The following is a 24,806-nucleotide window of genomic DNA, read 5'->3' on the forward strand; positions in this document are numbered from 1 at the left end:
TCTTTCAATGGTCGGCACCATGGCTCTGCTGCCCCCCTTCATCCGCACGACCCGGATGGCGAGGACCGTCTCCCGCCCCGTCGCCGGGCCCCGCCCCGACGACGAGGTGTTCCTCGACGCGCCCGACGATCGTCTGGCTCCCGCGCTGGTCGGGGCCGCGGACGACTCGTACGCCCCCGCCGCCGGGCTGCTCGCCACCACCCGGGCGGGTGCCGAGTGGGAGCGCCGCGACCGGTACGCGACCCGGCTGGCCGCCTTCGCCCGCTCGCGCCCCGACTGGCTGGACGCCTGGCACGCGGCCGCACCGCACGACCCGGACGCCCTGCTGGTCGTGGCCCAGCTGGCCGTGGACCGCGCCTGGCAGTCCCCGGCCCGGGCCGAGCTGCTGCGCGAGGTGAGCCCGCTGATCACGGCCGCAGCCCGGGCCGACGACCGGGACCCGGTGCCGTGGCGGGTGGCGCTGGATCACGCACGCGGCGCCCAGGCCGGGCACAAGTACTTCGAGGAGCTGTGGGCGGCCGCGGTACGCCGTGCTCCGCACCACTACGGCTGCCATGTGGCGGCCCTGCGGTACCTGGCCGAGTCCTGGCACGGTTCGCACCGCGAGTGCTTCGACTTCGCCGACCGGGCCGCGCAGGACGCCCCGGCCGACGCCCTCGTCCAGGCGCTCCCGCTGCACGCCGCCTTCGCCTACCTCACCGACGGCTGCGGGCCCAAGGTGCCGCGCGAGCGGCTGGACGCGGCGGCCGACCGGGCGATCGCGCTGTCCCCGCGGCTGCCGTCGGCCGACCCCTGGCCGGCCCGGATGCGGAACCTGCTGCTGTTCGTCCTCGTCCGCCTGGAGCGCTGGGCCGACGCCGTGGAGCAGCTGCGCCTGAACGGCCCGTACGCCACCTCCTTCCCCTGGGACCGGCTGTCGGACGACCCGCTCGGCCACTTCCTGCGGATGCGCGAGGACGTCCGGGGCGCGGCGGCCGGAGGGCCCCCGTGGCATCCACCACGTGGGCACGGCGGACGGATCGGCGTCGGCGACCATTAGGCTCTTGCGTCGTGACCACCGTCCGGCTCCCCCTCTTCCCCCTGAACTCGGTGCTCTTCCCGGGGCTCGTGCTCCCGCTGAACGTCTTCGAGGAGCGTTATCGGGCCATGATGCGCGAGCTGCTCAAGACGCCGGAGGACGAGCCGCGCCGGTTCGCCGTCGTGGCGATCCGCGACGGCCACGAGGTGGCGCCGAGCGCCCCCGGCATGCCGGATCCCACGGCCCTGCCCGAGCGCGGGCCGGCAGCGGGCTTCGGCCCCGATCCGCTCACGTCCTTCCACAAGGTGGGCTGCGTGGCGGACGCGGCCACGATCCGCGAGCACACCGACGGCACCTTCGAGGTCCTGGCGACCGGGACGACGCGGGTACGGCTGCTCTCGGTCGACGCCTCCGGGCCGTTCCTGACCGCCGAACTGGCGCCGCTGGCCGAGGAGCCGGGCGACGAGGCCGGCGCGCTGGCCGAGGGCGTGCTGCGCTCCTTCCGCCAGTACCAGAAGCGGCTGGCGGGTGCGCGGGAGCGGTCGCTGTCCGCCGACGCCGAGCTGCCCGACGAACCGGGTGTCGTCTCCTACCTGGTGGCTGCCGCGATGATGCTGGACACCCCGACCAAGCAGCGCCTGCTCCAGGCGCCGGACACGGCCTCCCGCCTGCGTGACGAGCTGAAACTCCTTCGCTCGGAGACGGCCATCATCCGTAGTCTGCCGTCGTTGCCGGCGTCGGATCTGACGCGGGGCACGACGAGTCTCAACTGACGCACGATCCTCTGGGGTACTGGGCGGGATGGCGAAGAAGGCGAAGAAGCAGCAGCAGTCCGGGGGCACGCCCGCGACGGTGGCCCTCACGGCGGCCGGGGTCGGCTACACGGTCCACTCCTACGACCACGATCCCTCCCACCCCTCCTACGGCGAGGAGGCGGCCGAGGCGATGGGCGTCTCACCGGACCGGGTCTTCAAGACACTGGTTGCGGACGTCGACGGAGCCCTCACGGTCGCCGTGGTCCCGGTGGCGGGCCAGCTGGACCTGAAGGCGCTGGCGTCGGCGGTGGGCGGCAAGCGGGCCGCGATGGCGGACCCGGCCCTGGCCGAACGCACCACGGGCTACGTACGGGGCGGCATCTCCCCTCTCGGCCAGCGCAAGAGGCTCCCCACGGTCATCGACGCGTCGGCCTCCGCCCACGAGACCATCTGCGTCTCGGCGGGCCGCCGGGGCCTGGAGGTCGAACTCTCCCCGGACGACCTGGCCAACCTCACGGACGCGGTCCTCGCCCCCATCGGCCGCGCGTGACGTCCGTGCGGCACGCCGCGCAGCGCCCGGGGCGCGGCGCCAAGCGCGCCGCCCCCAATGGCGGCGTGTGACCTCTGACGGCACCCCGCAGCGCCGGGGCGCGGCGCCTAGACCGCGCCGAGGCACCTGGCAGCGCCGGGCGAGTGTGCCGCCCCCAACGGCCGCGTGTGACCTCTGGACGGCACCCCGCAGCGCCAGACCACGGCGCCTGGGCCGCGCCGACAGAAGGCAGGCGTGCCCCCGATCCGCACCCGTGCCCCCTGGTCAGCACCCGGCAGGAGCGGGACGCGGAACCTGGAGCGCCCCCCGCTAGGGCAGATCTGCCACCCCATCGGCCACCCGTGCCCTCTGGCCGGCATCCCGCAGCGCCGGAGCGCAACGACGGGACCGCTCCCGCCGCAGGCAGGCGTGCCCTCGGCCACCCGGTCACCTTTGGGCGGCACCCCGCAGCGCCGGGGTCGCGCACGCGCCTGCCGGGGCGCACGCCGAGCACCGAAGACCACGGCACACCTACGGCGCCGGCACTCCCCCGTACGGCCCGTACCCCTGCGGCTCCGGGTCCCTCGGGCCGAACAGCGCCGTCAGCCCGAGGTGGACGACCAGCCCGGCGAGGGGCCAGGCCAGCAACGCCCCCTTGGCGCCCAGTTTCATCGGCGCCGAGAACGTGACCCCCTTGCCCACGTCCTTCGCATGGGCGATCACATCCTGCGCCGGCCCGAGCCACACACCGACCCGCCATGCCAGCAGCGATCCGAGCAGCGCTCCGAGGGCCAGTCCCACCACCAGCGGCACGCCCCCGCGCCTGCGCACGGCGAAGACGGCCAGCGCGGTCACGGCACCGAAGGCCAGCCCGAGCAGCGTGAACGTCCCGTCCACCCCGACCGCCTGTTCGCCCTCGGTCTCCTTGAGGTAGACGACCCAGTTCCCGTCCGTCACGTCACCGACCAGCGGCACCCGCGGGGCCAGCCACCACCACAGCAGCCCCAGCAGCACCCCGCCGAGCGCCACCGCCACCGTGGTCACGGCGGCCTCCCGCACTTCGGTCTTCATCCCCGGGCCGTCCTGTCGGTACGCGGATCCCACGGCACCGGGACCGGCGGGCGGCACCTGCCATCCCTGGTACGTCGATTGTTCATGCGGTGGCGGAGGTGGAGTAAGTGGTGCGGTCACTCTGACATCGTGCCAGGTACGCCTGTGGGGCGCGTCACCGGAGGACCGCCCCGCCGTCACCGGACGGCCGCCCGGCGGTACGCCCAGGTCGCCACGCCCAGCGAGATCACCCCGACGGCCCCGCACACCGCGAGGTCGCCGAGGACGAAGGCCCAGTCCGGGTCCGGCCCGAAGGTGCGCGCGAAGGCCTCCACGCCGTACGTCGACGGCAGCAGGTCCCGCGCGAGACGCACCACCTCCGGCATCCGGTCTGCGGGCAGCACGCCCAGCAGCAGCGCCGCCGACATGCCGAGCTGCCCGAGCAGCGTGGCCAGCTCCGGCCGCGGCGCGAGCAGCCCCAGCGCGGCCCCCAGCCCGGCGAGCGCCGCGCCCGCGAGCGGGATCACGGCGACGAGGATCCACAGGTGCGCGAGCGGCAGCCCGAACAGCACGCACCCGAAGACGGCCGTCACCACGGTCCCCGGCACGGTGAAGGAGGCGTAGGCGCCCGCCGCCCCGAGCACCACGGCCGCCGGCGGCACCGGCAGCGTCGCGTAGTGGTCGAGCCCGCCGCTGGCCCGCAGCTGCCCGAAGTACTGGGCGAGCAGGTTCAGCGCGACGAAGGCGACGACGAGCACCGACGACCCGGCGACGACGGCTCTGGCCTCACCCCCGCCGTCCACGACGCCGCGCATCAGGATCATGATGCCGATCGACTGGAAGGTCGCCACGAACAGCAGCGGGATCCGCGCGACACGCGCCCGGGACAGCTGCGCCCGGTACACGGCCACCAGCGACGGCCACAGCCGGGCCCGCGGTCCGAGCTCGGCCGGGCCGCAGGCGGCCTCCTCCACGGCCAGGGCACTGCCCGGCAGGACATCGGCGGATACGACACTCACGTCGCGCTGCTTCCCTTCACCAGTTCCGGCAGTCGCTCTGTTCCGTACGGACGCGGCGCTCCCCGCACTCAAGGCCTCGGTGCTCACACCTTCACCAGCCCCTGCTGCGCGGCCCCGCCCAGCGCCAGGTACACGTCCTCCAGGCTGGGCGTGGCGAGCGTGAAGTCGTCCAGGGCTGCGAAGGCGGCCCCGCCGGTGACGGTGGCGACGACCGCGCGGGCCTCCTCGGGCGCGAGCCGCAGCGTCCAGCGGCGCCCCGACTCCACGGCGCGGTCCTGCAGCGCGGCGACCTCGGGTACGTCCAGCGGGGCCGCCTCGCGCCACACCAGGTCGACGCGCACTTCCCCGGCGACCTTCTCCTTCAGCCCGGACGGGCTGTCGCAGGCGATGACCCGGCCCCGGTCGAGGACGGCGACCCGGTCCAGCACGGTCTCGGCCTCGATGACGTTGTGGGTGACCAGCAGCACGGTCGTACCGCGCTCGGCCCGTCGGCGGTCGACGGCGGACCACACCGCGCGCCGCGCCACGGGGTCCATCCCGGTGGTCGGCTCGTCGAGGACGAGCAGCGGCCGCTCCCCCACCAGCGCGGCGGCGAAGCAGGCGAGCCGCCGCTGCCCGCCGGACAGTTTCTTCAGGGGGCGGCCGGCGAGCGGAGCGAGGCCCAGTTCGTCGAGGACCGCGTCCCGCTCGGCCCGCGCCTGCCGCGCTTCCAGGCCGCGCAGCCGCCCGGTGGTCTCGGCGGCGAGGGACACGGTCAGCTCGTCCAGGGCGGTGGACTCCTGCCCGAGGTAGGCGAGGATCCGGGAGGCCCGCTCGGGGTGGCGCACGATGTCGTGGCCGAGGATCTCCACGCTGCCCTGGTCGGGCCGCATCAGGCCGGTGAGCTGCCGTACCAGCGTGGACTTGCCGGCTCCGTTCGGGCCGAGCAGGCCGAAGATCTCGCCGCGCCGGATGTCCAGCCGTACGTCGTCGGTGGCCCGGACCTCGGGCGTCGCGGGGACGCCGCGCCGCCCGCGCACCGCCGGATAGGTCTTGGTCAGCCCGCGCACCGCACACACGACGTCACCACCGTGCCGAAATGCCTGTGCCGCGCGCGTACTCACAAGGGACGAGACTACGGGGTCGAGGAGCCCCGCCCGTTCTCGGGTCGGTCGACAACGGGAAATCCACCGGTAAATATTTCGGGCACCGTCCCGCACTCGGCCCAGGCACCGTCTCGCGCTGGGCTCCAGCCCCGTCGTCGGACCCGGCTCAGGCAGGGTCTCGGGCACCGACCGAGTCGCCCGCTCAAGCGCCGTCTCAGGCGTTCGGCCCAGTCGTTCGGCTCAGTCGCGGTCTCAAGCGCCGTCTCCAGCGCGTGTCAGCCGTCGGCCGGCGTGCGCTCGACGCCCGTGCGCACGTCGATCTCCCGCCAGAACCCGGCCCGGATCGCGTACCGGTCCCGTTCGTCGATCTGGTCGTCCTTGTGGGCGAGCAGCCCGAAGCGGGCCGCGTAGCGCAGGAGCTCCCCGTCGACGCGGTGCGGGATGCGCGGGTACATCGCGGACAGCTTCTGCAGGTGGCTGCGGTCGCCGAGCCGGTCCACCCAGCGCCGCGCGAAGACCTGCCCCACCTCGTACGGGTCGCCGCCGACCGTCGTGATGTCCTCCTCCCGGTCGGCCCAGCGCTGCTCGGCGGTGGTGAGCTGGGCGAGCGTCGGCATGGAGGCGGCCTCGGGGGGCTCGGCGACGGGCCGGTCGACCCAGCCCTTGTCGGAGGACCAGCGCAGGGTGGCGGTGGCCGGGTGCTGGGGGTGCTGGGCGCCGGGGGCGCGCAGGGCGGCCAGGTCCTTCGGGGTGGGCACACCCTTGGTGGCGGGGACGGCCCGGTCGGCGGTGCCGTTCTGCGCGGCGGTGGCGGCGGGGTGCTGGGGCTGGGGGGCGGGCCGCTCGGCCGTCGCCGCGAGCGCGGACTCGGGCAGCGGCGCGGACAGGATCGCGGCGATCTCGGGCCGGGGCGCGGGCGGCGGCGCGCACACCCCCGTGAGCTCCTTGGCGCGGACGGCCTTGGTGATCCACGTACGGTCCAGGACACGCCGTTCGTCGGCCTCGGCGACCAGGTCCTCGGACTGGTTGTAGTCGCCGTCGGCGGCCTGCACGGCCCACAGGTGGACGGCGACGCCGTGCTCCTTGGCGGCCATCATGCCGGGCAGCAGGTCGCCGTCGCCGGTGACGAGGACGATGTCGGAGCAGGCCCGGTTGCGGGCCAGCTCGGTCAGTTCGGCGTGCATGGCGGCGTCCACGCCCTTCTGCGCCCAGCGGCCGTCACTGCGGGTCAGCGCACCGAGGCGGACGGTGACCCGGGGCATGACGCGCAGTCGGCGGTGCTCGGGCTGCGGCACGCGGTCGGGCGCGCCGTCGAACCAGTAGATGCGCAGCAGGGGCTGCTGGGTGTCCGCCTCGGCGCGTTCGCGCAGCCCCTGGATGAGGGCGGCGTGGTCGATGGCGATGCGGGACCGCGAGGGCTCCCCGGCGAGGAGACTCGCCGCGGCTCCCAGCAGATACCCGGCGTCCACCAGGACGATGCAGCGGTCCACGCGACTCACCCTCTTCCCGGGAGGTTTGCTTCGGGCTTCCTTCGAGTCTGCCCGACGGCGCGGAGGTTAACGGCCCGAACTCGATCTTCGGCGTGGCGTTTGTGGAGTTCCCGCGACACCAGCCCTGTCACGCACGGTAATTGTCCGACATGCATCTGTTGTCAGCCTATGTGAATCTGGTCCCGGCCCTGGCCCCTAGATTCCCCAGGAGGCATCACCATGGCCAAGAACAAGAACCGTGACCGTAAGCAGCGGCCGACCGAGCGTGGTCAGCGGGCGGACCGGATCCCCACCGCCGAGACGGAGCCGCAGCCCGACGTGGAGACGACCCCCGGTGAGGTGGCGTCCCGCAAGCGGAAGCGCAGCTTCGGCCACAACTGACCGACGCCCGACGGGTTTTGGAGCCCCGGGCACACAGATGAGGGGCGCACCCGGGCTCGGGAGCGCCCCTCACGCGCGTCGGCCGCTCAGCCCGCCAGGCAGGACGGCCCGAGCAGCACCTTGAGGTCGCCGAAGAGCGCCGGGTCCGGCTTGACCCGGTGCCGGTCGAGGCGCAGCACGGTCGTCTTGGTCGGGCCCTGGAGCTTGATGCGGACCTCGCTGTCGCCCTTGTGGTGGCTGAGGACCTCACCGAGGCGGCTGACCAGCGGCGGGGTGACCTTGACGGCCGGGATGGTGAGCACGACGGGCGCGTTGGTGCCCGCGTTGGACAGGTCCGGGACCATCAGCTCCATCGCGACGAGCCTCGGCACGTCCTCGCGCTTGTCGAGCCGGCCCTTGACGAACACCACGGCGTCCTCGACGAGTTGGGTCGACACCAGCTGGTAGGTCGCCGGGAAGAACATGCACTCGATGGAGCCGGCGAGGTCCTCCACCGTGGCGATGGCCCAGGCGTTGCCCTGCTTGGTCATCTTGCGCTGCAGGCCGGAGATGATGCCGCCGATGGTCACCACGGAGCCGTCGGAGTAGTCACCGCCGGTGAGCTGGGAGATGCCCGCGTCGGCCTTGTCGGACAGGACGTGCTCCAGGCCGAAGAGCGGGTGGTCGGAGACGTACAGACCGAGCATCTCCCGCTCCTGGGCGAGCAGATACGTCTTGTCCCACTCGTCGGTGGAGAACTCCACGTCCAGCCCGAAGCCCGGCTCGGTGCTGGTCTCCTCGCCCATGCCGCCGAAGAGGTCGAACTGCCCCTCGGCCTCCTTGCGCTTGACCGCCACCACGTTGTCGATCATCGGCTCGTACTGCGCCATCAGGCCCTTGCGGGTGTGGCCCATCGAGTCGAAGGCACCGGCCTTGATCAGTGATTCCGTCGTCCGCTTGTTGCAGACCACCGCCTCGACCTTGTCGAGGTAGTCGGGGAAGGAGGTGTACTTCCCCTTGGCCTTTCGGCACTTGATGATCGACTCGACCACGTTCGTGCCGACGTTGCGCACCGCGGAGAGGCCGAAGAGGATTACGTCGTCGCCCTGCGCGGCGAAGTTCGACTCGGACTCGTTGACGTTCGGCGGGAGCACCCGGATGCCCATACGGCGGCACTCGTTGAGGTAGACCGCCGACTTGTCCTTGTCGTCCTTGACGGAGGTCAGCAGCGCGGCCATGTACTCGGCGGGGTGGTTGGCCTTGAGGTAGGCGGTCCAGTACGACACCAGTCCGTACGCGGCGGAGTGGGCCTTGTTGAACGCGTAGCCGGCGAAGGGGACCAGCACGTCCCACAGGGCCTGGATGGCCTCGTCGCTGTAGCCGTTCTTGCGGGCGCCGGCCTGGAAGATGACGAAGTTCTTCTCCAGCTCCTCCGGCTTCTTCTTGCCCATCACGCGGCGGAGGATGTCGGCCTCGCCGAGCGAGTAGCCCGCGATGATCTGGGCTGCCTTCTGCACCTGCTCCTGATAGACGATCAGGCCGTAGGTGACGTCCAGGACCTCCTTGAGCGGCTCCTCCAGCTCGGGGTGGATCGGCGTGATCTCCTGCTGGCCGTTCTTGCGGAGGGCGTAGTTGGTGTGGGAGTTCATGCCCATCGGGCCCGGGCGGTACAGGGCCGACACGGCGGAGATGTCTTCGAAGTTGTCCGGCTTCATCAGCCGGAGCAGGGAGCGCATGGGGCCGCCGTCGAACTGGAAGACGCCGAGGGTGTCGCCGCGCTGGAGCAGTTCGAAGGTCGTCGGGTCGTCGAGCGGGAGGCTCAGGAGATCGATGTCGATCCCCTTGTTGGCCTTCACCATCTTGACGGCGTCGTCCATGATCGTCAGGTTGCGCAGGCCCAGGAAGTCCATCTTCAGCAGGCCGAGCGACTCACAGCTCGGGTAGTCCCACTGCGTGATGGTCACGCCGTCGGTGTGCCGGACCCAGACGGGGACGTGCTCGGTGATGGTCTCGCTGGACATGATCACGCCGGCGGCGTGCACGCCCATCTGCCGGACCAGGCCCTCCACGCCGCGCGCGGTGTCGATGACCTTCTTCACGTCCGGCTCGTTCTCGTACATCGACCGGACCTCGGCCGCCTCCGAGTAGCGGGGGTGCTCGGGGTCGGTGATGCCGGACAGCGGGATGCCCTTGCCGAGGACGTCGGCGGGCATCGCCTTGGTGATGCGGTCGCCCATCGCGTACGGGTAGCCCAGCACGCGCGCGGAGTCCTTGATGGCGTTCTTGGCCTTGATGGTGCCGTACGTGCCGATCATGGCGACCTTGTCGGCGCCGTACTTCTCCGTCACGTACCGGATCACCTCGACGCGCCTGCGCTCGTCGAAGTCGATGTCGACATCGGGCATCGAGACGCGCTCGGGGTTGAGGAACCGCTCGAAGATCAGACCGTGCGGGATCGGGTCGAGGTCGGTGATCCCGAGGGCGTACGCCACGATCGAGCCTGCCGCGGAGCCTCGGCCGGGGCCGACCGCGATGCCGTTCTTCTTGGCCCACATGATGAAGTCGGCGACGACGAGGAAGTAGCCCGGGAACCCCATCTGGATGATGACGTCCATCTCGTACTCGGCCTGCTTCTGACGGTCCTCGGGGACGCCGCCCGGGAAGCGGCGCTCCATGCCGCGGCGGACCTCCTCCTGGAACCATGTGACCTCGGTGTAGCCCTCGGGGATGTCGAACTTGGGCATGAGGTCGCGCTTCTCGAACATGCCCGTGGTGTCGACCATCTCGGCGATCAGCCGGGTGTTGGCGCAGCCCTCCTGCCAGGCGTCCGAGGAGTCGATGGCGTACATCTCCTCGGTGGACTTGAGGTAGTAGCCCGTGCCGTCGAACTTGAAGCGGTCCGGGTCGGAGAGGTTCTTGCCGGTCTGGATGCACAGCAGGGCGTCGTGGGCCGACGCCTCGTGCGCGTACGTGTAGTGCGAGTCGTTGGTGACCAGCGGCGGGATGCCGAGCTTCCGGCCGATCTCCAGCAGGCCGTCGCGGACCCGGCGCTCGATCTCGATGCCGTGGTCCATCAGCTCCAGGAAGTAGCGGTCCTTGCCGAAGATGTCCTGGTAGTCGGCGGCCGCCTTCAGCGCCTCGTCGAAGTGGCCGAGGCGCAGCCGGGTCTGCACCTCGCCGGAGGGGCAGCCGGTGGAGGCGACCAGCCCGTCGGACCACTGGGCGATGGTCTCCTTGTCCATCCGGGGCCACTTCTGCAGCCAGCCCTCGGCGTAGGCGTCCGAGGAGAGCCGGAAGAGGTTGTGCAGGCCCGTCTTGTTGTACGCCCAGATCGTCTTGTGGGTGTACCCACCGGAACCGGAGACGTCGTCCCGCTTCTGGTGCGGCTGACCCCAGAGGATCTTGCGCTTGTTGCGCCGGGATTCGGGGGCGACATATGCCTCGATCCCGATGATCGGGGTGATCCCGGCTTTCTGCGCGGAGTGGAAGAAGTCGTATGCCCCGTGGAGGTTGCCGTGGTCGGACATGGCGATGTGCGTCATGCCCATCTCGTTGCAGGCGTTGAACATGTCCTTCAGCCGCGCGGCACCGTCCAGCAGCGAGTACTGGGTGTGGACGTGCAGGTGCGTGAACGGCGGCTTTGACACGGCTGGAGCCTCCAAGAAAAACGTACGCCGACGAGGGTCCGACGGGCTGCGGACAGTCTGGGGGACAGCGTCGAAGTCTATGCCTCGGCACTGACACTCGAGGGCCATCCCCGCGTACCTTCGTGCGGGGGTCGCGGGCACGCCCGCCGGCCGTCGCACGTTAGGCAGGGGACGGACCAGCCGTCCCCGAGACGTCATGCACCAGGAGGCACCCAGCGATGTCGGTCCCGCAGCTCAACGACGAGCACCGCGGCGAGGAGATCCTCGCCGTCTTCGACACCGCCTTCGGCCAGCTCCTGGCCGCCGACCCGGCCGCGTTCCGCGTGAAGTTCCGGAAGATGGCGGCCTCGGCCTTCGCGTTCTACCGGGGTACGGCGTGCCTCTTCTACCACGATCTCGACCAGGACGAGCGGGGCGGCCCGTACCTGGACGAGCGCACCTCCCGCGTGTGGATCCACGGCGACCTGCACGCCGAGAACTTCGGCACGTACATGGACGCCAACGGCCGCCTGATCTTCAACGTCAACGACTTCGACGAGGCGTACGTCGGCCCCTTCACCTGGGACCTCAAGCGCTTCGCCGCCTCGGTCGCGCTCATCGGGTACGCGAAGGCGCTCAGCGACGAGCAGATCACCGAGCTGGTGAGCATCTACGCCGGCGCCTACCGGGAGCGCATCCATGCCCTGGCCACGGGCGCCAAGAGCGACGAGGTGCCGCCCTTCACCCTGGACACCGCGCAGGGCCCGCTGCTGGACGCGCTGCGGGACGCGCGCTCGCTGACCCGCTTCGGGCTGCTGGAGTCGATGACGGAGATCCGGGACTTCGAGCGCCGCTTCGCGCCGGGCGGCGGCTCCGTCGAGCTGGACGCGGCCACGCGCTACAAGGTGCTCGCCGCCTTCGACGGCTACCTGGAGACGCTCCCGGACAGCTCGCTGGCCCGCCCGGACTCCTACCGCGTGAAGGACGTGGTCGGCCGCCGGGGCATCGGCATCGGCTCGGCCGGGCTGCCGTCGTACAACATCCTCCTGGAGGGCCACAGCGACGCCCTGGAGAACGATGTCGTGATCTACATCAAGCAGGCCCAGACCCCGGCCGTCTCCCGGCACGTCACGGACGAGGCGATCCGCGACTACTTCCAGCACGAGGGCCACCGCACGGTGATCTCCCAGCGCGCCCTGCAGGCGCACGCCGACCCGTGGCTGGGCTGGACCGAGCTGGACGGCGCGGGCCAGCTGGTCGCCGAGGTCTCGCCGTACGCCGTCGACCTCGACTGGGGCGACATCGACGATCCGGAGGAGATCGCCCAGGTGGTCGCCGACCTCGGCCGGGCCACGGCCACGATGCACTCGGCGGCCGACGACCAGTCCGGCGAGTCCCTGGTGCCGTTCTCCACGGAGCGGGCCATCGACGCGGCGATCGCGGCCGACGAGGACGGTTTCGCGCCCCTGCTGGTCGACTTCGCGCACAGCTACGGCGCACGCGCACGCGCCGACCACCAGATCTTCGTCGACCTGTTCCGCAACGGCCGGATTCCGGGTCTTTGACGGTCGCCGTCCCACCGGCACGCTTGACTCACATCCATCCTTTAGGGGTCCCTTACAGGTTCCCGTGACAGACTCTCTCCCGCCATGGACATATCCGGAACCCAGCTCAGAGCCGTCCGCGCGGCGCTGTTCACGGCAGTGGTCGTGACGCTCAGCGCCGCGTCGCACGTGCTGCTGTCCCGGGTCCCCCTGCCGTTGAACACGGTGGCCGCGATCGCCGCCGCCGTGTTCGTGCCGGCGTACGCCCTGGCGGGCCGGGAGCGCTCCTTCGGGCGGATAGCCGCCCTGCTGATCCCACTGGAGCTGGCCGCCGACACGGTCTTCACCACCGGCCAGCACGTCTGCTACGGCCGGGCGGGCGGCCCGGTCGCCGGCCCGCTGCGCTCCGTCGGCTTCGACGTGCTGTGCGGCGACGGCACCAGCGTGGGCACCCCGCTGGCCCAGGTCACCGGGTCCGGCGCCGGCGGCGAGCGGCTCGCGGCCGCACTCGCCCACGGCGGCCCGGCTACCGCCTGGCTGCTGCTCGGCGCGCACGTCGGCGTCGGCCTCCTCGCCGCCGCCTGGCTGCGCCGCGGCGAGCGGGCCCTGGCCCAGCTGCTGCGGGCCGTGGCGGTGACCGCTTCGGCGGCGGTCCGGCCGCTGCTGCTCGCGGTCGCGGCGGTGACGGTCCGGCGGTCACCGGCGGTGCGCCGCCCGGCCCCGCGCACCGTCCGCCGTACGGCCCTCGCCCGTGACCTGCTCCTGACGCACTCCCTGGGACGGCGGGGACCGCCCCGCTCGGTCGTCTGCGCGTGAAGCACCTGCGTCACGCGTGACCCCCTCCGAGCACCAGCAGTCCCCCTTACGTATCCCGCACACGACGTGTGCGCGTCCCCATGGAGAACACCACTATGAGCAAGCGGAACAGCCAGACGGCGAAGACGGCGGCCCGTGAGCGGCTGCGCGCCGAGCGCGAGCGCGCGGCCAAGCGCGCGAAGGTCAAGCGGCAGATCGTCGTCGCCTGCTCCGTCGTCGGCGTCCTGGCGATAGCCGGCGGCGTCGGCTACGCCGTCGTCCAGGCCAACAAGCCGAGCTACTGGGAGGCCGCGAAGGACGACAAGCTCGTCAAGCCGGCCCACACCAGCGGCGAGAACGGCACCACGGTCGTCATCGGCAAGGCCGACGCGAAGAAGACCCTGGAGCTGTACGAGGACCCGCGCTGCCCGATCTGCGCCCAGTTCGAGCAGGGCGTCGGCAAGACCGTCGAGAAGGACGTCGAGGACGGCAAGTACAAGGTCCAGTTCATCGGCGCCACGTTCATCGACAGGTCGACGAACGGCGAGGGATCCCGCAACGCCCTCAGCGCCCTGGGCGCCGCGCTGAACGTCAGCCCGGAGGCGTTCCTGCAGTACAAGTCCGCGCTGTACTCGGCGCAGTGGCACCCCGAGGAGACGGACGACAAGTTCAAGGACGACGCCTACCTGATCAAGGTGGCGAACACGGTCGGCGCCCTGAAGAACAACGCGCGGTTCCAGAAGGACGTGAAGGACGGCACCTACGACAAGTGGGCGCTGGAGATGTCCCAGAAGTTCGACGACAGCGGGGTGCAGGGCACCCCGACCCTGAAGATGGACGGCAAGACGCTCCAGACCGCCCAGGGCAACCCGCCGATGACGGCGTCCGACTTCAAGACGGTGATCGACGCGGCGCTGAAGGGCTGAGCCGACACCGCGTCAACCCCCGGGCGAAGAGCGGGCGAACTTTGGCGAGTTCGCCCGCTCTTCGCCCATACCGATCAGTAACCTGATCGGCCGTGACCAGTCGATACAGATCACCCGAGCACACCGACTCACCCGTTCCGAGAGCCAACCCGCTCTCCCCGCGCCGCCGTTCGGTCGTCAAGGCCGCGGCGGCGACCGCCGTCCTGGCCGGCCCGCTCGCCGCCGCCCTCCCCGCCCGGGCCGCCACCGCCGCCCCCGCCTTCCTGCACGGCCTGGCCTCCGGCGACCCGCTGCCCGACGGCGTCCTGCTGTGGACCCGCGTGACGCCCACGCCCGAGGCGATACCCGGCTCCGGGCTCGGCCCGGACACCGAGGTCAGCTGGGTCGTCGCCAAGGACAAGGCGTTCACGACCGTCGTCGCCAAGGGCTCCACCGTCGCCACCGCCGCCTCCGACCACACCGTCAAGGCGGACATCCGCGGCCTGGAACCGGCCACCGACTACTGGTTCCGCTTCTCCGCCGGCGGCACCGACTCCCCCGCCGCCCGCACCCGCACCGCCCCGGCCGCCGGCGCCTCCGTCGCCAACCTCCGCTTCGGCGTGGTCTCCTGCGCCAACTGGGAGGCCGGCCACTTCGCCGCCTACCGCCACCTCGCGGCCCGCGGCGACCTGGACGCCTGGCTGCACCTGGGCGACTACGTCTACGAGTACGGCACCGGCCAGTACGGCACCCGCGGCACCGTCGTACGCCCCCACGCGCCCACGCACGAGATCCTCACGCTCGCCGACTACCGCGTCCGGCACGCCACGTACAAGACGGACCCCGACCTCCAGGCGCTGCACGCCAAGGCGCCGGTCATCGCCATCTGGGACGACCACGAGTTCGCCAACGACGCCTGGTCGGGCGGCGCCGAGAACCACACGGAGGGCGCGGAGGGCGCCTGGTCCGCTCGCCAGGCCGCCGCCAAGCAGGCCTACTTCGAGTGGATGCCCGTCCGTCCGGCGGTCGCGGGCACCACCTACCGCCGGCTGCGCTTCGGCAAGCTCGCCGACCTGTCCCTGCTCGACCTGCGCTCCTTCCGCTCGCAGCAGGTCAAGGTCGGCAACGGCGAGGTGGACGACCCGGACCGCACGCTCACCGGCCGCGCCCAGCTGGACTGGCTGAAGGCCGGCCTGAAGACGTCCGACACCACGTGGCGGCTGGTCGGCAACTCGGTGATGATCTCGCCGTTCGCCATCGGCTCGCTCTCCGCCGACCTGCTCAAGCCCCTCGCCAAACTGCTGGGCCTGCCGCAGGAGGGCCTCGCCCTCAACACCGACCAGTGGGACGGCTACACCGACGACCGCCGCGAGCTGCTGGCCCATCTGCGCTCCCACGCCATCCGCAACACGGTCTTCCTGACCGGCGACATCCACATGGCGTGGGCCAACGACGTTCCGGTGGACGCCGGGACGTACCCGCTGTCCGCCTCCGCCGCCACCGAGTTCGTCGTCACCTCGGTCACCTCCGACAACCTCGACGACATGGTCAAGGCGCCCGAGGGGACCGTCTCGGCCGTCGCCGCGCCGCTGATCCGCGCCGCCAACCGGCACGTCCACTGGGTCGACACCGACCGGCACGGCTACGGCGTCCTCGATCTCACCGCCGAGCGCGCGCAGATGGACTACTACGTCCTGTCCGACCGTACGAAACGCGACGCCGGCTCGTCATGGGCCCGTTCGTACCGCACGCGCAGCGGCACCCAGAAGATCGAGCGCTCCTACGACCCCGTGTGACCACGCCGAGTCAGTGACGTTTTTCGGCCAATGACGGCCCGGTCGCGCTCCGGCCGCCCGGTGCCCGGGGCCGGCCGGGCCTAGAGGGTCTCCAGGAAGCCGAGTGCCACCCGCCAGGTGGCCTCGGCGGCCTCCTCGTCGTAGTCCGGCAGGTCGGGGTCGGTGTACAGGTGACCGGCCCCGGCGTATCTGTGGACCTCCACGTCGGCGCCGATCCGGCCCATACGCAGGTACCAGGCGGTCAGCCAGTCGTCCGTCTCGAACGGGTCCGGCTCGGCGACGTGCAGTTGCACCGGCAGGTCGTCCACCTGCGCGTTGGGCGCGATGTCCGACGTGCCGTGCAGGAGCAGCAGCCCGCGCGCCTTGTCGTCGCCGAGGGCGAGGGTCTGCGCGACGGAGGCGCCGAACGAGAACCCCGCGTACACCAGCCCGCGCTCGGAGTAGGGGGCGGCGGCCAGCACGGCCCGCTTGAGCAGTTCGTCCTTGCCGATCTCCTCCTGGTACGCCATGCCCTCCTCGACCGTCTCGAACGTCCGTCCGTCGAACAGGTCAGGCGTCCACACCTCGTGTCCGGCCGATCGCAGCCGGTCAGCGGCCCCACGCACCGCGGGCCTGAGGCCATAGGTCGAGTGAAAGAGCATGATGTTCATGAGGCCATGGTGCCAGCCGGGTGTGACAGCGCAGGTCGGTTGCACTACCCGGAACGTTCCCGAAGTCACATGTTCGTGTCGCCGGGTGCCGGTTAGGTTCCGAGGCATGGAGAACCTGCTACGACCGCTGATCGTGGTCGGTGGCTCGGTCGTGCTCACGCTGGTGATCGGCTGGGCCACCGACCTGCTGCTGCGCAAAGCGGACGAACGGCACCACGAGACCCCGCTGTGGGGTCTGCTGCGCCGTGGCCGCATCCCCTACCAGCTCGTCCTGTGCGCGGCCCTGCTGAGAGGGGCGTTGGAAGAGGTCCCTCTGCTGCGGGAGCACCGCGTCGGCCTCGGCCGGACGCTGACGCTGGTCCTGATCGGGTCGGCCGCCTGGCTGGTGATCCGCATCGCGGCCGCGATAGTGGAGACGTCCTACAGCCGGTACGCCAATGGCCGCTCCCACCGGGACCCGGCCCGGGTCCGCCGGGTGCGCACGCAAGTGACGCTGATCAGGCGGGTGGTCTCCGCGATCGTCGGCGTGGTCGCCGTGGCGGCGATGCTGCTGACGTTCCCGACGTTCCGCGCGGCCGGTGCCTCGCTGCTGGCCTCGGCCGGCATCCTCGGCATCGTCGCCGGTGTAGCCGCGCAGTCCACGCTCGGCAACATGTTCGCCGGGCTGCAGATCGCCTTCGGCGACATGGTGCGCATCGGCGACACCGTCGTGGTGGACGGCGAGTGGGGCACGGTGGAGGAGATCACGCTGACGTTCCTGACCGTGCGCACCTGGGACGAGCGGCGCATCACGATGCCGGTGTCGTACTTCACGTCCAAGCCGTTCGAGAACTGGTCGCGCGGCACCCCGCAGATGACCGGCACCGTCTTCTGGCACCTCGACCACACGGCCCCGCTGGACGCGATGCGCGACAAGCTCCGCGACGTCCTGCGCGCCTGCCCCGCCTGGGACGGCCGCGCCTACGACCTGTCCGTCACGGAGACCACCCCGAACACGATGCAGGTGCGGGGCCTTGTGACGGCCAAGGACGCCGACGACCTGTGGACGGTGCGGGTCGCGGTCCGCGAGCAGATGATCCGCTGGCTGGCCGACGAGCACCCGTACGCCCTGCCCCGGGTCAACACGGCCGACGCGGTGCTGCCGCCGGGCCGCGACGGCGACCGCCCGTCCCCGGACGGCGTGCCCGCCCAGCGCCGCTACCACGGGCCGCCGCGTCCGGAGCGCTGACCGGCTGTCAGTGGCCGCGTTCGGCTCCGCCGTTGACCTGGATGATCTGCGAGGTGATGTGGGAGGCCGCGTGGGACGCGAGCCAGTGCAGGGTGGCCGCGACGTCCCCCGGCGTCGCGGCCCGCCCGGTCGAGGTCTCGGCGACGAGCCGGGCCCGCCGCTCCTCGTCCATCACGTCCCCGAAGAACTCGGTGTCCTCGACATAGCCGGGCGCGACCACGTTCACGGTGACGCCGCGCGGCCCCAACTGCCGGGCCAGATCGTGGGCGTACGGGTGCAGCGCGGCCTTGGACCCCGCGTACGCCCCGCTCCCGGAGCCCCGGTACGCCGCGATGGAGCTGAGGAACAGCACCCGCCCGCCGGGGTCGGCGAGCCGGTCCTTCAGTGCCTCGGTGAGCAGGACCGCGGTCAGGGTGTTGAGTCCGAAGTTGAGGGTCCAGTTGTGCAGGACGACGTCGAGGGGCTCGTCGCTGTCCACCTTCGGTTCGAGGTACCCGGCGCCCCCGGCACTGTGGATCAGCACGTCCACGGTGCCGAACTCCCTGGCCACGAACCGCTCCACCCCGCGCACAGCGCGCGGTTTGCTGAGGTCCGCCGCGTAGACGAGGGCGTAGGGCACGCCCGCCCGCTCCAGCACCTCGGCCCGCCGCCCGAGCAGCAGCACCCGGTCCCCGTCCGCGGCGAACGCCTGCGCCGCGGCAAGCCCGATTCCCGTTCCTCCACCACTGATCACGACGTTGCGAGTCATGATCAAACCCTACGGCCGGACAACCGCCACGGCGGGAAGGTCACCGCGAACGCCGCACATCACCGCAGACTCCGCACATCGAGATGGCGCAGCACCCGGTCCACCACCTCCGGGTCGGCCCCCGGTTCACCGCGCGCCGCCAGCACCTCGTGGCGCGCCGCGCTCAGCATCTCCCCCTGGATCCGTCGCACCCGCTTCAGCCGCCGGGCCCGCTGCCGGTACGCCTCCCGCCGCTCCTCCTCCGCCAGGTCGGGACTGATCCGCAGCCCGATGTCGAAGGCCCGCCGCAGCATCTGCTCGGACAGCTCCTCCGGGAGCTCCTCCACGGCCTCGATCTCGCGGAGCCTGCGCTTCGCCGCCTTGGCCGCCCGCACCGCCAGCTGCTTCTCGAACTCCTTCTCCCGCTCGGTGTCGGCCCGCACCCCCAGCCGCCGCACCAGCCACGGCAGCGTCAGCCCCTGCACCACCAGCGTCGCCATGATCACGCCGAAGGCGATGAAGACGATCTCGTCCCGGCTGGGGAAGGCGCCCCCGTCGTCGGTCTCCAGCGGGATCGCCAGTGCCAGCGCCACCGAGGCCACCCCGCGCATCCCGGACCACCACATCACCACGGTCTCGCGCGCGCTCATCGGGATGTCCTCGTCGTGGTCCCGCCGCGCGTGCAGCCGCTGGGTCAGCCAGGTCGCCGGCAGCAGCCACAGCAGCCGTACGAGGATCACGACGCCCACGACCGCCGCCGCCCAGCCGAGCAGTTCGCCCCATCGTCCGGAGGCCGTCCGGACCGCGTTGTGCAGTTCCAGCCCGACCAGCCCGAACGCGACGCCGGTGACGAGGGTGTCGACGATGTTCCAGAAGGTGTGCCCGGCGAGCCGCGTCATGACGTCGTCGGCGTCGGTCGCGTAGTCCGTGAGGAACAACGCGGTGGTCAGCACCGCGAGCACCCCCGAGCCGTGCAGCTCCTCGGCCAGCACGTACGAGGCGTACGGCACCAGCAGGGTCAGTCCGATCTGCAGGGTCGGGTCGCCGAGCAGGTCCATCAGCTTGTTCGCGCCCCAGCCGAGCGCGAGCCCGACCGCCACCGCCACCACGGCGGACAGCACCAGGTCCAGTCCGGCCCGCCACGGCGAGAAGGTGCCGCTGACCGCGGCGGCGATCGCCACGTGGTACAGGACGATGGCCGTCACGTCGTTGAACAGCCCCTCGCCCTCCAGGATCGACACCAGCCGCCGGGGCAGCCCCAGTTGCCCGGCGACGGCGGTCGCCGCGACCGGGTCGGGTGGCGCGACCAGGGCGCCGAGCGCGACGGCGGCGGCGATCGGCAGTCCCGGAACGATCGCGTTCGCCACGACCGCCACGCACGCCGTCGTGACGAAGACCAGCGCCACCGCCAGCAGGAAGATCGGCCGCTTGTTCGCCGCGAACTGCCGCCACGAGGTCCGCCGCACCGCCGCGTACAGCAGGGGCGGCAGCAGCAGCGGCAGGATCAGGTCCGGCGGAACATCGACGTTCGGTACGAAGTCCAGCAGCGCGAGGACGATGCCGAGCAGCGTCATCAGCACCGGCGCCGGCAGCTTCAGCCGGTCCCCGACCGGCACGCTCACCACGGCCCCGACCAACAGCACGAACAGCAGGGCCAACTGATCCACGGTCAGCGCTCCGGGAGGTCAGGCGGGCACAGAACGGAACTCAAGCCTGCCACGCCGCGCTGTTCACCGGTGTTCCGGCCCTGTCGGCACGCGCGCCGCGGCGCTACAGCGCACGCCTCATCGCCTGGTGCGGGATGCCCGCCTCCAGGTACTCCGGCCCGTACGCCTCGTACCCGAGCCGCTCGTAGAATCCCAGTGCGTGCGTCTGCGCGTGCAGATCCACCGCCCTCAGACCACGCGCGCGTGCCGCCTCCTCGATGGCCCGCACCAGCGCGGCCCCGACGCCGAGGCCCCGCGCGCTCTTCGCCACGGCGAGCCGCCCGAGGGACCCGACGGACCGGTCGCCGCCGTTCTGCGCGGCCGCCGCCTCGCCGTACAGCAGCCGCCCGGTGCCGAGCGCCACCCCCTCCCGGACCGCCAGCACGTGCACGGCACCGGCGTCATACGCGTCGTACTCGATGTCCTCGGGCACGCCCTGTTCGCCGACGAAGACCTCCTTGCGCACCGCGAAGCACGCCTCACGGTCGGCGGGGTCCTCGGCGACGCGCACGACGTACGACGAGGACGGCGAGGGCGACGACGGCGGCAGGCTCATGCGTACGTCTCCTCGTGGACCTGGTCCAGGGCCTTCTGGAGGTCCTCCGGATAGTCGCAGGCGAACTCCACCCACTCGCCGCTGCCGGGGTGCTCGAAGCCGAGCCGCACGGCGTGCAGCCACTGGCGGGTCAGGCCGAGACGCTTGGCGAGCGTGGGGTCGGCGCCGTACGTCAGGTCGCCGACGCAGGGGTGCCGGTGCGCGGCCATGTGGACGCGGATCTGGTGGGTGCGGCCGGTCTCCAGCTTCACGTCGAGCAGCGAGGCCGCGCGGAAGGCCTCGATGAGGTCGTAGTGCGTGACCGAGGGCTTGCCGTCGGCGGTGACGGCCCACTTGTAGTCGTGGTTCGGGTGCCGGCCGATGGGAGCGTCGATGGTGCCGCTGGTCGGGTCCGGGTGGCCCTGGACGAGCGTGTGGTAACGCTTGTCGACCGTGCGCTCCTTGAACTGGCGCTTGAGCGACGTGTACGCGTACTCCGACTTGGCCACCACCATCAGCCCGGAGGTGCCCACGTCCAGCCGGTGCACGATGCCCTGCCGCTCGGCCGCGCCGGACGTCGAGATCCGGTAGCCGGCTGCCGCCAGCCCGCCGATCACGGTCGGCCCGGTCCAGCCCGGCGACGGATGCGCGGCCACCCCGACGGGCTTGACGATCACCACCACGTCATCGTCGTCGTGGACGATCTCCATCCCCTCGACCGGCTCCGCGACCACCTGCACCGGCGCGGGCGCCTGTGGCATCTCCACCTCGAGCCAGGCGCCGCCGTGCACCCGCTCCGACTTGCCGACCACCGACCCGTCGACCGTGACCTTCCCCGCCGCCGCCAGCTCGGCGGCCTTGGTACGGGAGAAGCCGAACATGCGGGAGATGGCGGCGTCGACGCGCTCGCCCTCCAGACCGTCGGGCACGGGCAGGGTACGGATCTCGGGAATCGTGCTCACCCGTCGAGTATGCCGGACGCCTCCGACACGGCCGTACGCGCGCTCAGTCCTTGTGGACGGTCCCGTCCGGGTCCAGGCCCCGGAACGACAGCAGCACGATCAGGATGCCGCCGCACACGATCGCCGAGTCGGCCAGGTTGAAGACGGCGAAGTGCTTGGGCGCGATGAAGTCGACGACCGCGCCCTCGAACACACCCGGAGAACGGAAGATCCGGTCGGTGAGGTTGCCGAGCGCACCGCCCAGCAGCAGGCCGAGCGCGATCGCCCAGGGCAGGCTGTACAGCTTGCGGGCGAGGCGGGCGATCACCACGATCACCACCGCGGCGATCATGGTGAAGATCACGGTGAAGGCCTCGCCGAACCCGAAGGCCGCGCCCGCGTTGCGGATCGCCTCGAACCTCAGCCAGTCCCCGATGATCTCGATCGGCGGGTGGTGCTCCAGCTTCTCGACCACGATGATCTTGCTGATCAGATCGAGGGTGTACGCGAACGCGGCGACCGTGAACAGCACGGCGATACGGCGCCTGCCCCGGGGCTGCCCGGCCGCCGCCTCGGGCTCGGTCGTCTCATCGGCGCCGGACCCGCCGACCGGGGTCTGTGCCTGCTCGGCGCCGGACCGCTCACCCGACGCCGCGCTCTCGCCGGGCTGCTCCTGCCCCGCCCGTGCCGCGTCCGGGGTGTCCGGCGTACCGATGATGCGCTCCGCCTCTGCCACGTGAGTCCCTCAACCTAGGTACCTGACTGAGGACGAGGGTACGGCACACCCTGTGCGCCCCTCGTGCTCAGGAGGCATCCGGCGGCTGATCAGTACCGGCGCTCCTGCTTCTGTTTGCACTCCACGCACAGGGTCGCCCGGGGGAAGGCCTGCATGCGGGCCTTGCCGATGGGGTTGCCGCAGTTCTCGCACAGGCCGTAGGTGCCCGCGTCGAGGCGTTCCAGGGCGCGTTCGATCTGGGTGAGCATCTCCCGCGCGTTGGCCGCGAGCGCCAGCTCGTGCTCCCGCGTGATGTTCTTGGTGCCGGTGTCCGCCTGGTCGTCGCCCGCGCCGTCCCCGGAGTCCCGCATCAGACCGGCGAGCGACCGCTCCGACGACGTGATCTCCTCGCGCAGCCGCGTCTCCTCCGACATCAGCTCGGACCGCGCCTCGTCGACCTCCTCCGCGGTCCAGGGGTCCTCGCCGGGGCGTACGGCGAGCTCGCCCGGCTCCGCCGCGGCGACCCGTGCCTTCGGAACGGCGGTCTTCGCCGCCGTGGCCGTGCCAGGAGTCTTCTTCGCAACCACCGTCGTCGCTCCCGTCTGCTGCGCGGCCTCGGCCGCGCCCGCCTTCTCGGCCGTCCTGCTCACGGCCTTGTCCTGTGTGACCGCGCTGGTCCTGGTGGTGCTCTTCGCGACCGCGCTCTTCCCGGCCGCCCTCTTCCGGGCGGCCGCTTCCTTCTTTGCTGTGACCTTCGTGGTTGTGGCTTGCTTGGCCACGGCCTTCGTGGCCCGCTCCTTCTTGGCCGTGGGCTTGGCGGCCGTGTCCTCGGTGACTGTGGGCGTGGTGGCCGTGGCCTTCTTGACCGTGGTCTTTGTGGGTTGCGCCTTCTTGGCCGTGTCCTTGGCGGCCGTGGCCTTCCTGGCCGTGGCCGTGGCGACCGTGGCCTTTGTGGGTTGCGTCTTCTTGGCCCCCTTGGCAGCGGCCTTTGCGGTTGTGGCTTGCTCGGTCACGGCCTTGGCTGGGGTGGCCGTCTTGGCTGTGACCTTTCTGACCGGCGCCTTTGCGGAGGTGGCCGCGGCCTTGGCTGCCGTTGCCGTGGCTGCCGTGCCCTTCGTGGCCTCCGCCTTCGTGGCCGCCGCCTTCTTGGCGGTGCCCTTGGCAGCCGGGGTCTTCTTGGCGGCGGCCTTTGTCGCTGTGGCCTTCGCGGCCGGTGCCTTCTGAGCAGCCGGCTTGGAGGCAGCCGACTGCTTGGCGGTCGACTTCTCGGCCACCGGCTTCTCAGCCGGAGCCTTCGCGGCAGCCGTCTTCTTCGCGCTCGCCCCGGTGGCCGTCGCCTTCCTGGCCGCCACCTCCTTGGCCGCCGACTTTTTGGCACCCTCCCTCGAAACCACCGTCTCACCAGCCGCCACCGTGGCGGCCATCCCCCCACCGGCCATCTCCTTCCCGGCCGCCCTCTTGCCCGCAGCACGCTTCGGAGCCGCCGCCTTCCCCGCCGTCGTCTTCCCCGCCGCCGCCTTCCCCGCCGTCGTCTTCCCCGCCGCCGCCTTCCCCGCCGTCGTCTTCCCCGCCGCCGTCTTCGAAGCAACCGCCTCAGAAGCCGCCGCCTCCAGCGCAGCCGCCGCCCTGCCGAGCACCGCCTTCTTGGCGCTGGCCACCTTCTTGGCGCTCGCCGTCCCCTTGGTGCTCGCCTTGCGAGCCGCCGTCTTCTTGACCGCCGCCTGCACAGCCGTCCGCCTCTCAGCCGCCGCCTCTCGCACCGCCGACTTCCCGCCGACGGCCCGCTCGGCGGCGGCCTCCACGCCCCGCTTCTCGACATCCGGCTTCTCGGCAGCCGCCTTCCGGGCAGCCGCCTTCTTGGCCGCACTCTTCACCAGCCCAGTCACCATGGCCGCAGCCCCCTTGGAAACGCTCCCCCCAACCGCCCCCTTCTCACCGGCCCCCTTCGCTCCCTTCCCCCGGGCCGCAGCCCCCCGCACCGTCTTCACCACCCGGGCCGCCCGAGTCGCCGCCGCGCCTCCCTGCGTGCTCTTCTTCCCGTCCGCCCCCTTGGCAGCACCACCGGCACCGCCAACTCCACCGGCCCCGCGAACAACACCACCGGACCCCCGAACACCGCCGGAGGCCTCCGCGCTCCCGGACCCGCCGGACACCGACTGCTGTACGGCGGTCTTCTTCGCCACCATGGCCGCGGCCCCTTCACATATTGTGATCTTGCTCGCGAATCGTGCTGGGACGATAAATCGACTCGAGTCCCGCGGCAACGGGGCACACCGCCCGATTCGCCCGCCTCGCGCATGCCGCGCGGCCAGCATGCATCCGTTGTGCCCAG

The 24,806-nt window shown here is 71.7% G+C and carries 21 protein-coding genes; 9 read left to right on the forward strand and 12 right to left on the reverse strand.

From position 1 onward, the window contains the following. Positions 1-7 precede the first annotated feature (7 nt). The 3 genes from ACFPZJ_RS24490 to ybaK are packed head-to-tail and all read left to right on the forward strand — an operon-like array spanning position 8 to position 2,323. On the forward strand, positions 8-1,039 hold the full coding sequence (locus ACFPZJ_RS24490) for a hypothetical protein (protein ID WP_381025440.1): 1,032 nt from the start codon (positions 8-10) through the stop codon (positions 1,037-1,039). 11 nt (positions 1,040-1,050) lie between these two features. After that, positions 1,051-1,791 carry an LON peptidase substrate-binding domain-containing protein gene (locus ACFPZJ_RS24495; RefSeq protein ID WP_381025443.1) on the forward strand — a complete coding sequence of 247 codons (741 nt, stop codon included), beginning with the start codon at positions 1,051-1,053 and terminating at the stop codon, positions 1,789-1,791. A 28-nt stretch (positions 1,792-1,819) separates the two neighbouring features. Beyond that, positions 1,820-2,323 (forward strand): Cys-tRNA(Pro) deacylase, encoded by a 504-nt coding sequence (gene ybaK, locus ACFPZJ_RS24500; RefSeq protein ID WP_381025446.1) that lies wholly within the window; start codon positions 1,820-1,822, stop codon positions 2,321-2,323. Between the two features lie 510 nt (positions 2,324-2,833). Here the strand turns inward: ybaK and ACFPZJ_RS24505 are convergent. The 4 genes from ACFPZJ_RS24505 to ACFPZJ_RS24520 all read right to left on the reverse strand — a co-directional run bounded on the left by ACFPZJ_RS24505 (position 2,834) and on the right by ACFPZJ_RS24520 (position 6,946). Then, a complete protein-coding gene (locus tag ACFPZJ_RS24505) occupies positions 2,834-3,493 on the reverse strand; it encodes an AAA family ATPase (protein ID WP_381025449.1) in 660 nt (219 codons plus the stop codon). A gap of 56 nt (positions 3,494-3,549) precedes the next feature. Then, positions 3,550-4,371, reverse strand: coding sequence for an ABC transporter permease (locus ACFPZJ_RS24510; RefSeq protein WP_381025452.1), 822 nt, complete (start codon positions 4,369-4,371; stop codon positions 3,550-3,552). 83 nt (positions 4,372-4,454) lie between these two features. Continuing rightward, positions 4,455-5,429 (reverse strand): ABC transporter ATP-binding protein, encoded by a 975-nt coding sequence (locus ACFPZJ_RS24515; protein ID WP_381025455.1) that lies wholly within the window; start codon positions 5,427-5,429, stop codon positions 4,455-4,457. Between the two features lie 302 nt (positions 5,430-5,731). Further along, positions 5,732-6,946 carry an NYN domain-containing protein gene (locus tag ACFPZJ_RS24520; RefSeq protein WP_381025458.1) on the reverse strand — a complete coding sequence of 405 codons (1,215 nt, stop codon included), beginning with the start codon at positions 6,944-6,946 and terminating at the stop codon, positions 5,732-5,734. Between the two features lie 219 nt (positions 6,947-7,165). Here ACFPZJ_RS24520 and ACFPZJ_RS24525 point away from each other — a divergent pair, with 219 nt between their 5' ends. After that, entirely contained in the window at positions 7,166-7,327 is a 162-nt protein-coding gene (locus tag ACFPZJ_RS24525; protein ID WP_381025461.1) for a hypothetical protein, read from the forward strand. An 86-nt stretch (positions 7,328-7,413) separates the two neighbouring features. On the opposite strand, the gene dnaE is transcribed toward ACFPZJ_RS24525, so the two are convergent. Then, a complete protein-coding gene (dnaE, locus tag ACFPZJ_RS24530; protein WP_381025463.1) occupies positions 7,414-10,953 on the reverse strand; it encodes a DNA polymerase III subunit alpha in 3,540 nt (1,179 codons plus the stop codon). A gap of 218 nt (positions 10,954-11,171) precedes the next feature. Here dnaE and ACFPZJ_RS24535 point away from each other — a divergent pair, with 218 nt between their 5' ends. The 4 genes from ACFPZJ_RS24535 (at position 11,172) to ACFPZJ_RS24550 (ending at position 15,972) form a co-directional block, all read left to right on the forward strand. Beyond that, on the forward strand, positions 11,172-12,497 hold the full coding sequence (locus ACFPZJ_RS24535) for a DUF2252 domain-containing protein (protein WP_381025466.1): 1,326 nt from the start codon (positions 11,172-11,174) through the stop codon (positions 12,495-12,497). An 84-nt stretch (positions 12,498-12,581) separates the two neighbouring features. Further along, complete coding sequence (locus tag ACFPZJ_RS24540; RefSeq protein WP_381025468.1) at positions 12,582-13,292, forward strand: hypothetical protein; 711 nt, start codon at positions 12,582-12,584, stop codon at positions 13,290-13,292. A 95-nt stretch (positions 13,293-13,387) separates the two neighbouring features. Next, complete coding sequence (locus ACFPZJ_RS24545) at positions 13,388-14,197, forward strand: DsbA family protein (RefSeq protein ID WP_381025470.1); 810 nt, start codon at positions 13,388-13,390, stop codon at positions 14,195-14,197. Between the two features lie 92 nt (positions 14,198-14,289). Further along, entirely contained in the window at positions 14,290-15,972 is a 1,683-nt protein-coding gene (locus ACFPZJ_RS24550; RefSeq protein WP_381025473.1) for an alkaline phosphatase D family protein, read from the forward strand. Positions 15,973-16,052: 80 nt separating this feature from the next. Here the strand turns inward: ACFPZJ_RS24550 and ACFPZJ_RS24555 are convergent, their stop codons facing one another. Further along, positions 16,053-16,730, reverse strand: coding sequence for a dienelactone hydrolase family protein (locus ACFPZJ_RS24555; RefSeq protein ID WP_381025476.1), 678 nt, complete (start codon positions 16,728-16,730; stop codon positions 16,053-16,055). Here ACFPZJ_RS24555 and ACFPZJ_RS24560 point away from each other — a divergent pair. After that, complete coding sequence (locus ACFPZJ_RS24560; protein WP_381025479.1) at positions 16,729-17,850, forward strand: mechanosensitive ion channel family protein; 1,122 nt, start codon at positions 16,729-16,731, stop codon at positions 17,848-17,850. The genes ACFPZJ_RS24555 and ACFPZJ_RS24560 overlap by 2 nt on opposite strands. Before the next feature lie 7 nt (positions 17,851-17,857). Here the strand turns inward: ACFPZJ_RS24560 and ACFPZJ_RS24565 are convergent, their stop codons facing one another. The 6 genes from ACFPZJ_RS24565 to ACFPZJ_RS24590 all read right to left on the reverse strand — a co-directional run bounded on the left by ACFPZJ_RS24565 (position 17,858) and on the right by ACFPZJ_RS24590 (position 24,363). Beyond that, complete coding sequence (locus tag ACFPZJ_RS24565) at positions 17,858-18,598, reverse strand: SDR family NAD(P)-dependent oxidoreductase (protein ID WP_381025482.1); 741 nt, start codon at positions 18,596-18,598, stop codon at positions 17,858-17,860. Between the two features lie 59 nt (positions 18,599-18,657). Then, positions 18,658-20,244, reverse strand: a complete 1,587-nt coding sequence (locus ACFPZJ_RS24570; RefSeq protein WP_381025485.1) for a Na+/H+ antiporter — start codon at positions 20,242-20,244, stop codon at positions 18,658-18,660. A 103-nt stretch (positions 20,245-20,347) separates the two neighbouring features. Further along, positions 20,348-20,839 carry a GNAT family N-acetyltransferase gene (locus ACFPZJ_RS24575; RefSeq protein ID WP_381025488.1) on the reverse strand — a complete coding sequence of 164 codons (492 nt, stop codon included), beginning with the start codon at positions 20,837-20,839 and terminating at the stop codon, positions 20,348-20,350. Beyond that, positions 20,836-21,780, reverse strand: a complete 945-nt coding sequence (locus ACFPZJ_RS24580) for an RluA family pseudouridine synthase (protein WP_381025490.1) — start codon at positions 21,778-21,780, stop codon at positions 20,836-20,838. Before ACFPZJ_RS24580 ends, ACFPZJ_RS24575 begins: the two co-directional genes overlap by 4 nt. 43 nt (positions 21,781-21,823) lie before the next feature. Continuing rightward, positions 21,824-22,495 (reverse strand): signal peptidase II, encoded by a 672-nt coding sequence (gene lspA, locus ACFPZJ_RS24585; protein ID WP_381025493.1) that lies wholly within the window; start codon positions 22,493-22,495, stop codon positions 21,824-21,826. 89 nt (positions 22,496-22,584) lie between these two features. Next, complete coding sequence (locus ACFPZJ_RS24590) at positions 22,585-24,363, reverse strand: TraR/DksA C4-type zinc finger protein (RefSeq protein WP_381025496.1); 1,779 nt, start codon at positions 24,361-24,363, stop codon at positions 22,585-22,587. Positions 24,364-24,806 lie beyond the last annotated feature (443 nt).

Origin of the sequence: Streptomyces bullii, from assembly GCF_042657145.1 — a bacterium.
Lineage (GTDB): Bacteria > Actinomycetota > Actinomycetes > Streptomycetales > Streptomycetaceae > Streptomyces > Streptomyces bullii.

Excerpts from the sequence above, each read along its gene's own strand:
- ACFPZJ_RS24490 (WP_381025440.1), top strand. The coding sequence starts at position 8 with ATGGTCGGCACCATGGCTCTGCTGCCCCCCTTCATCCGCACGACCCGG.
- ybaK (WP_381025446.1), top strand. The coding sequence starts at position 1,820 with ATGGCGAAGAAGGCGAAGAAGCAGCAGCAGTCCGGGGGCACGCCCGCG.
- ACFPZJ_RS24525 (WP_381025461.1), top strand. The coding sequence starts at position 7,166 with ATGGCCAAGAACAAGAACCGTGACCGTAAGCAGCGGCCGACCGAGCGT.
- ACFPZJ_RS24540 (WP_381025468.1), top strand. The coding sequence starts at position 12,582 with ATGGACATATCCGGAACCCAGCTCAGAGCCGTCCGCGCGGCGCTGTTC.
- ACFPZJ_RS24575 (WP_381025488.1), bottom strand. The coding sequence starts at position 20,839 with ATGAGCCTGCCGCCGTCGTCGCCCTCGCCGTCCTCGTCGTACGTCGTG.
- ACFPZJ_RS24555 (WP_381025476.1), bottom strand. The coding sequence starts at position 16,730 with ATGCCTCGGAACCTAACCGGCACCCGGCGACACGAACATGTGACTTCG.
- ACFPZJ_RS24545 (WP_381025470.1), top strand. The coding sequence starts at position 13,388 with ATGAGCAAGCGGAACAGCCAGACGGCGAAGACGGCGGCCCGTGAGCGG.
- ACFPZJ_RS24535 (WP_381025466.1), top strand. The coding sequence starts at position 11,172 with ATGTCGGTCCCGCAGCTCAACGACGAGCACCGCGGCGAGGAGATCCTC.
- ACFPZJ_RS24590 (WP_381025496.1), bottom strand. The coding sequence starts at position 24,363 with ATGGTGACTGGGCTGGTGAAGAGTGCGGCCAAGAAGGCGGCTGCCCGG.
- ACFPZJ_RS24565 (WP_381025482.1), bottom strand. The coding sequence starts at position 18,598 with ATGACTCGCAACGTCGTGATCAGTGGTGGAGGAACGGGAATCGGGCTT.
- ACFPZJ_RS24560 (WP_381025479.1), top strand. The coding sequence starts at position 16,729 with ATGGAGAACCTGCTACGACCGCTGATCGTGGTCGGTGGCTCGGTCGTG.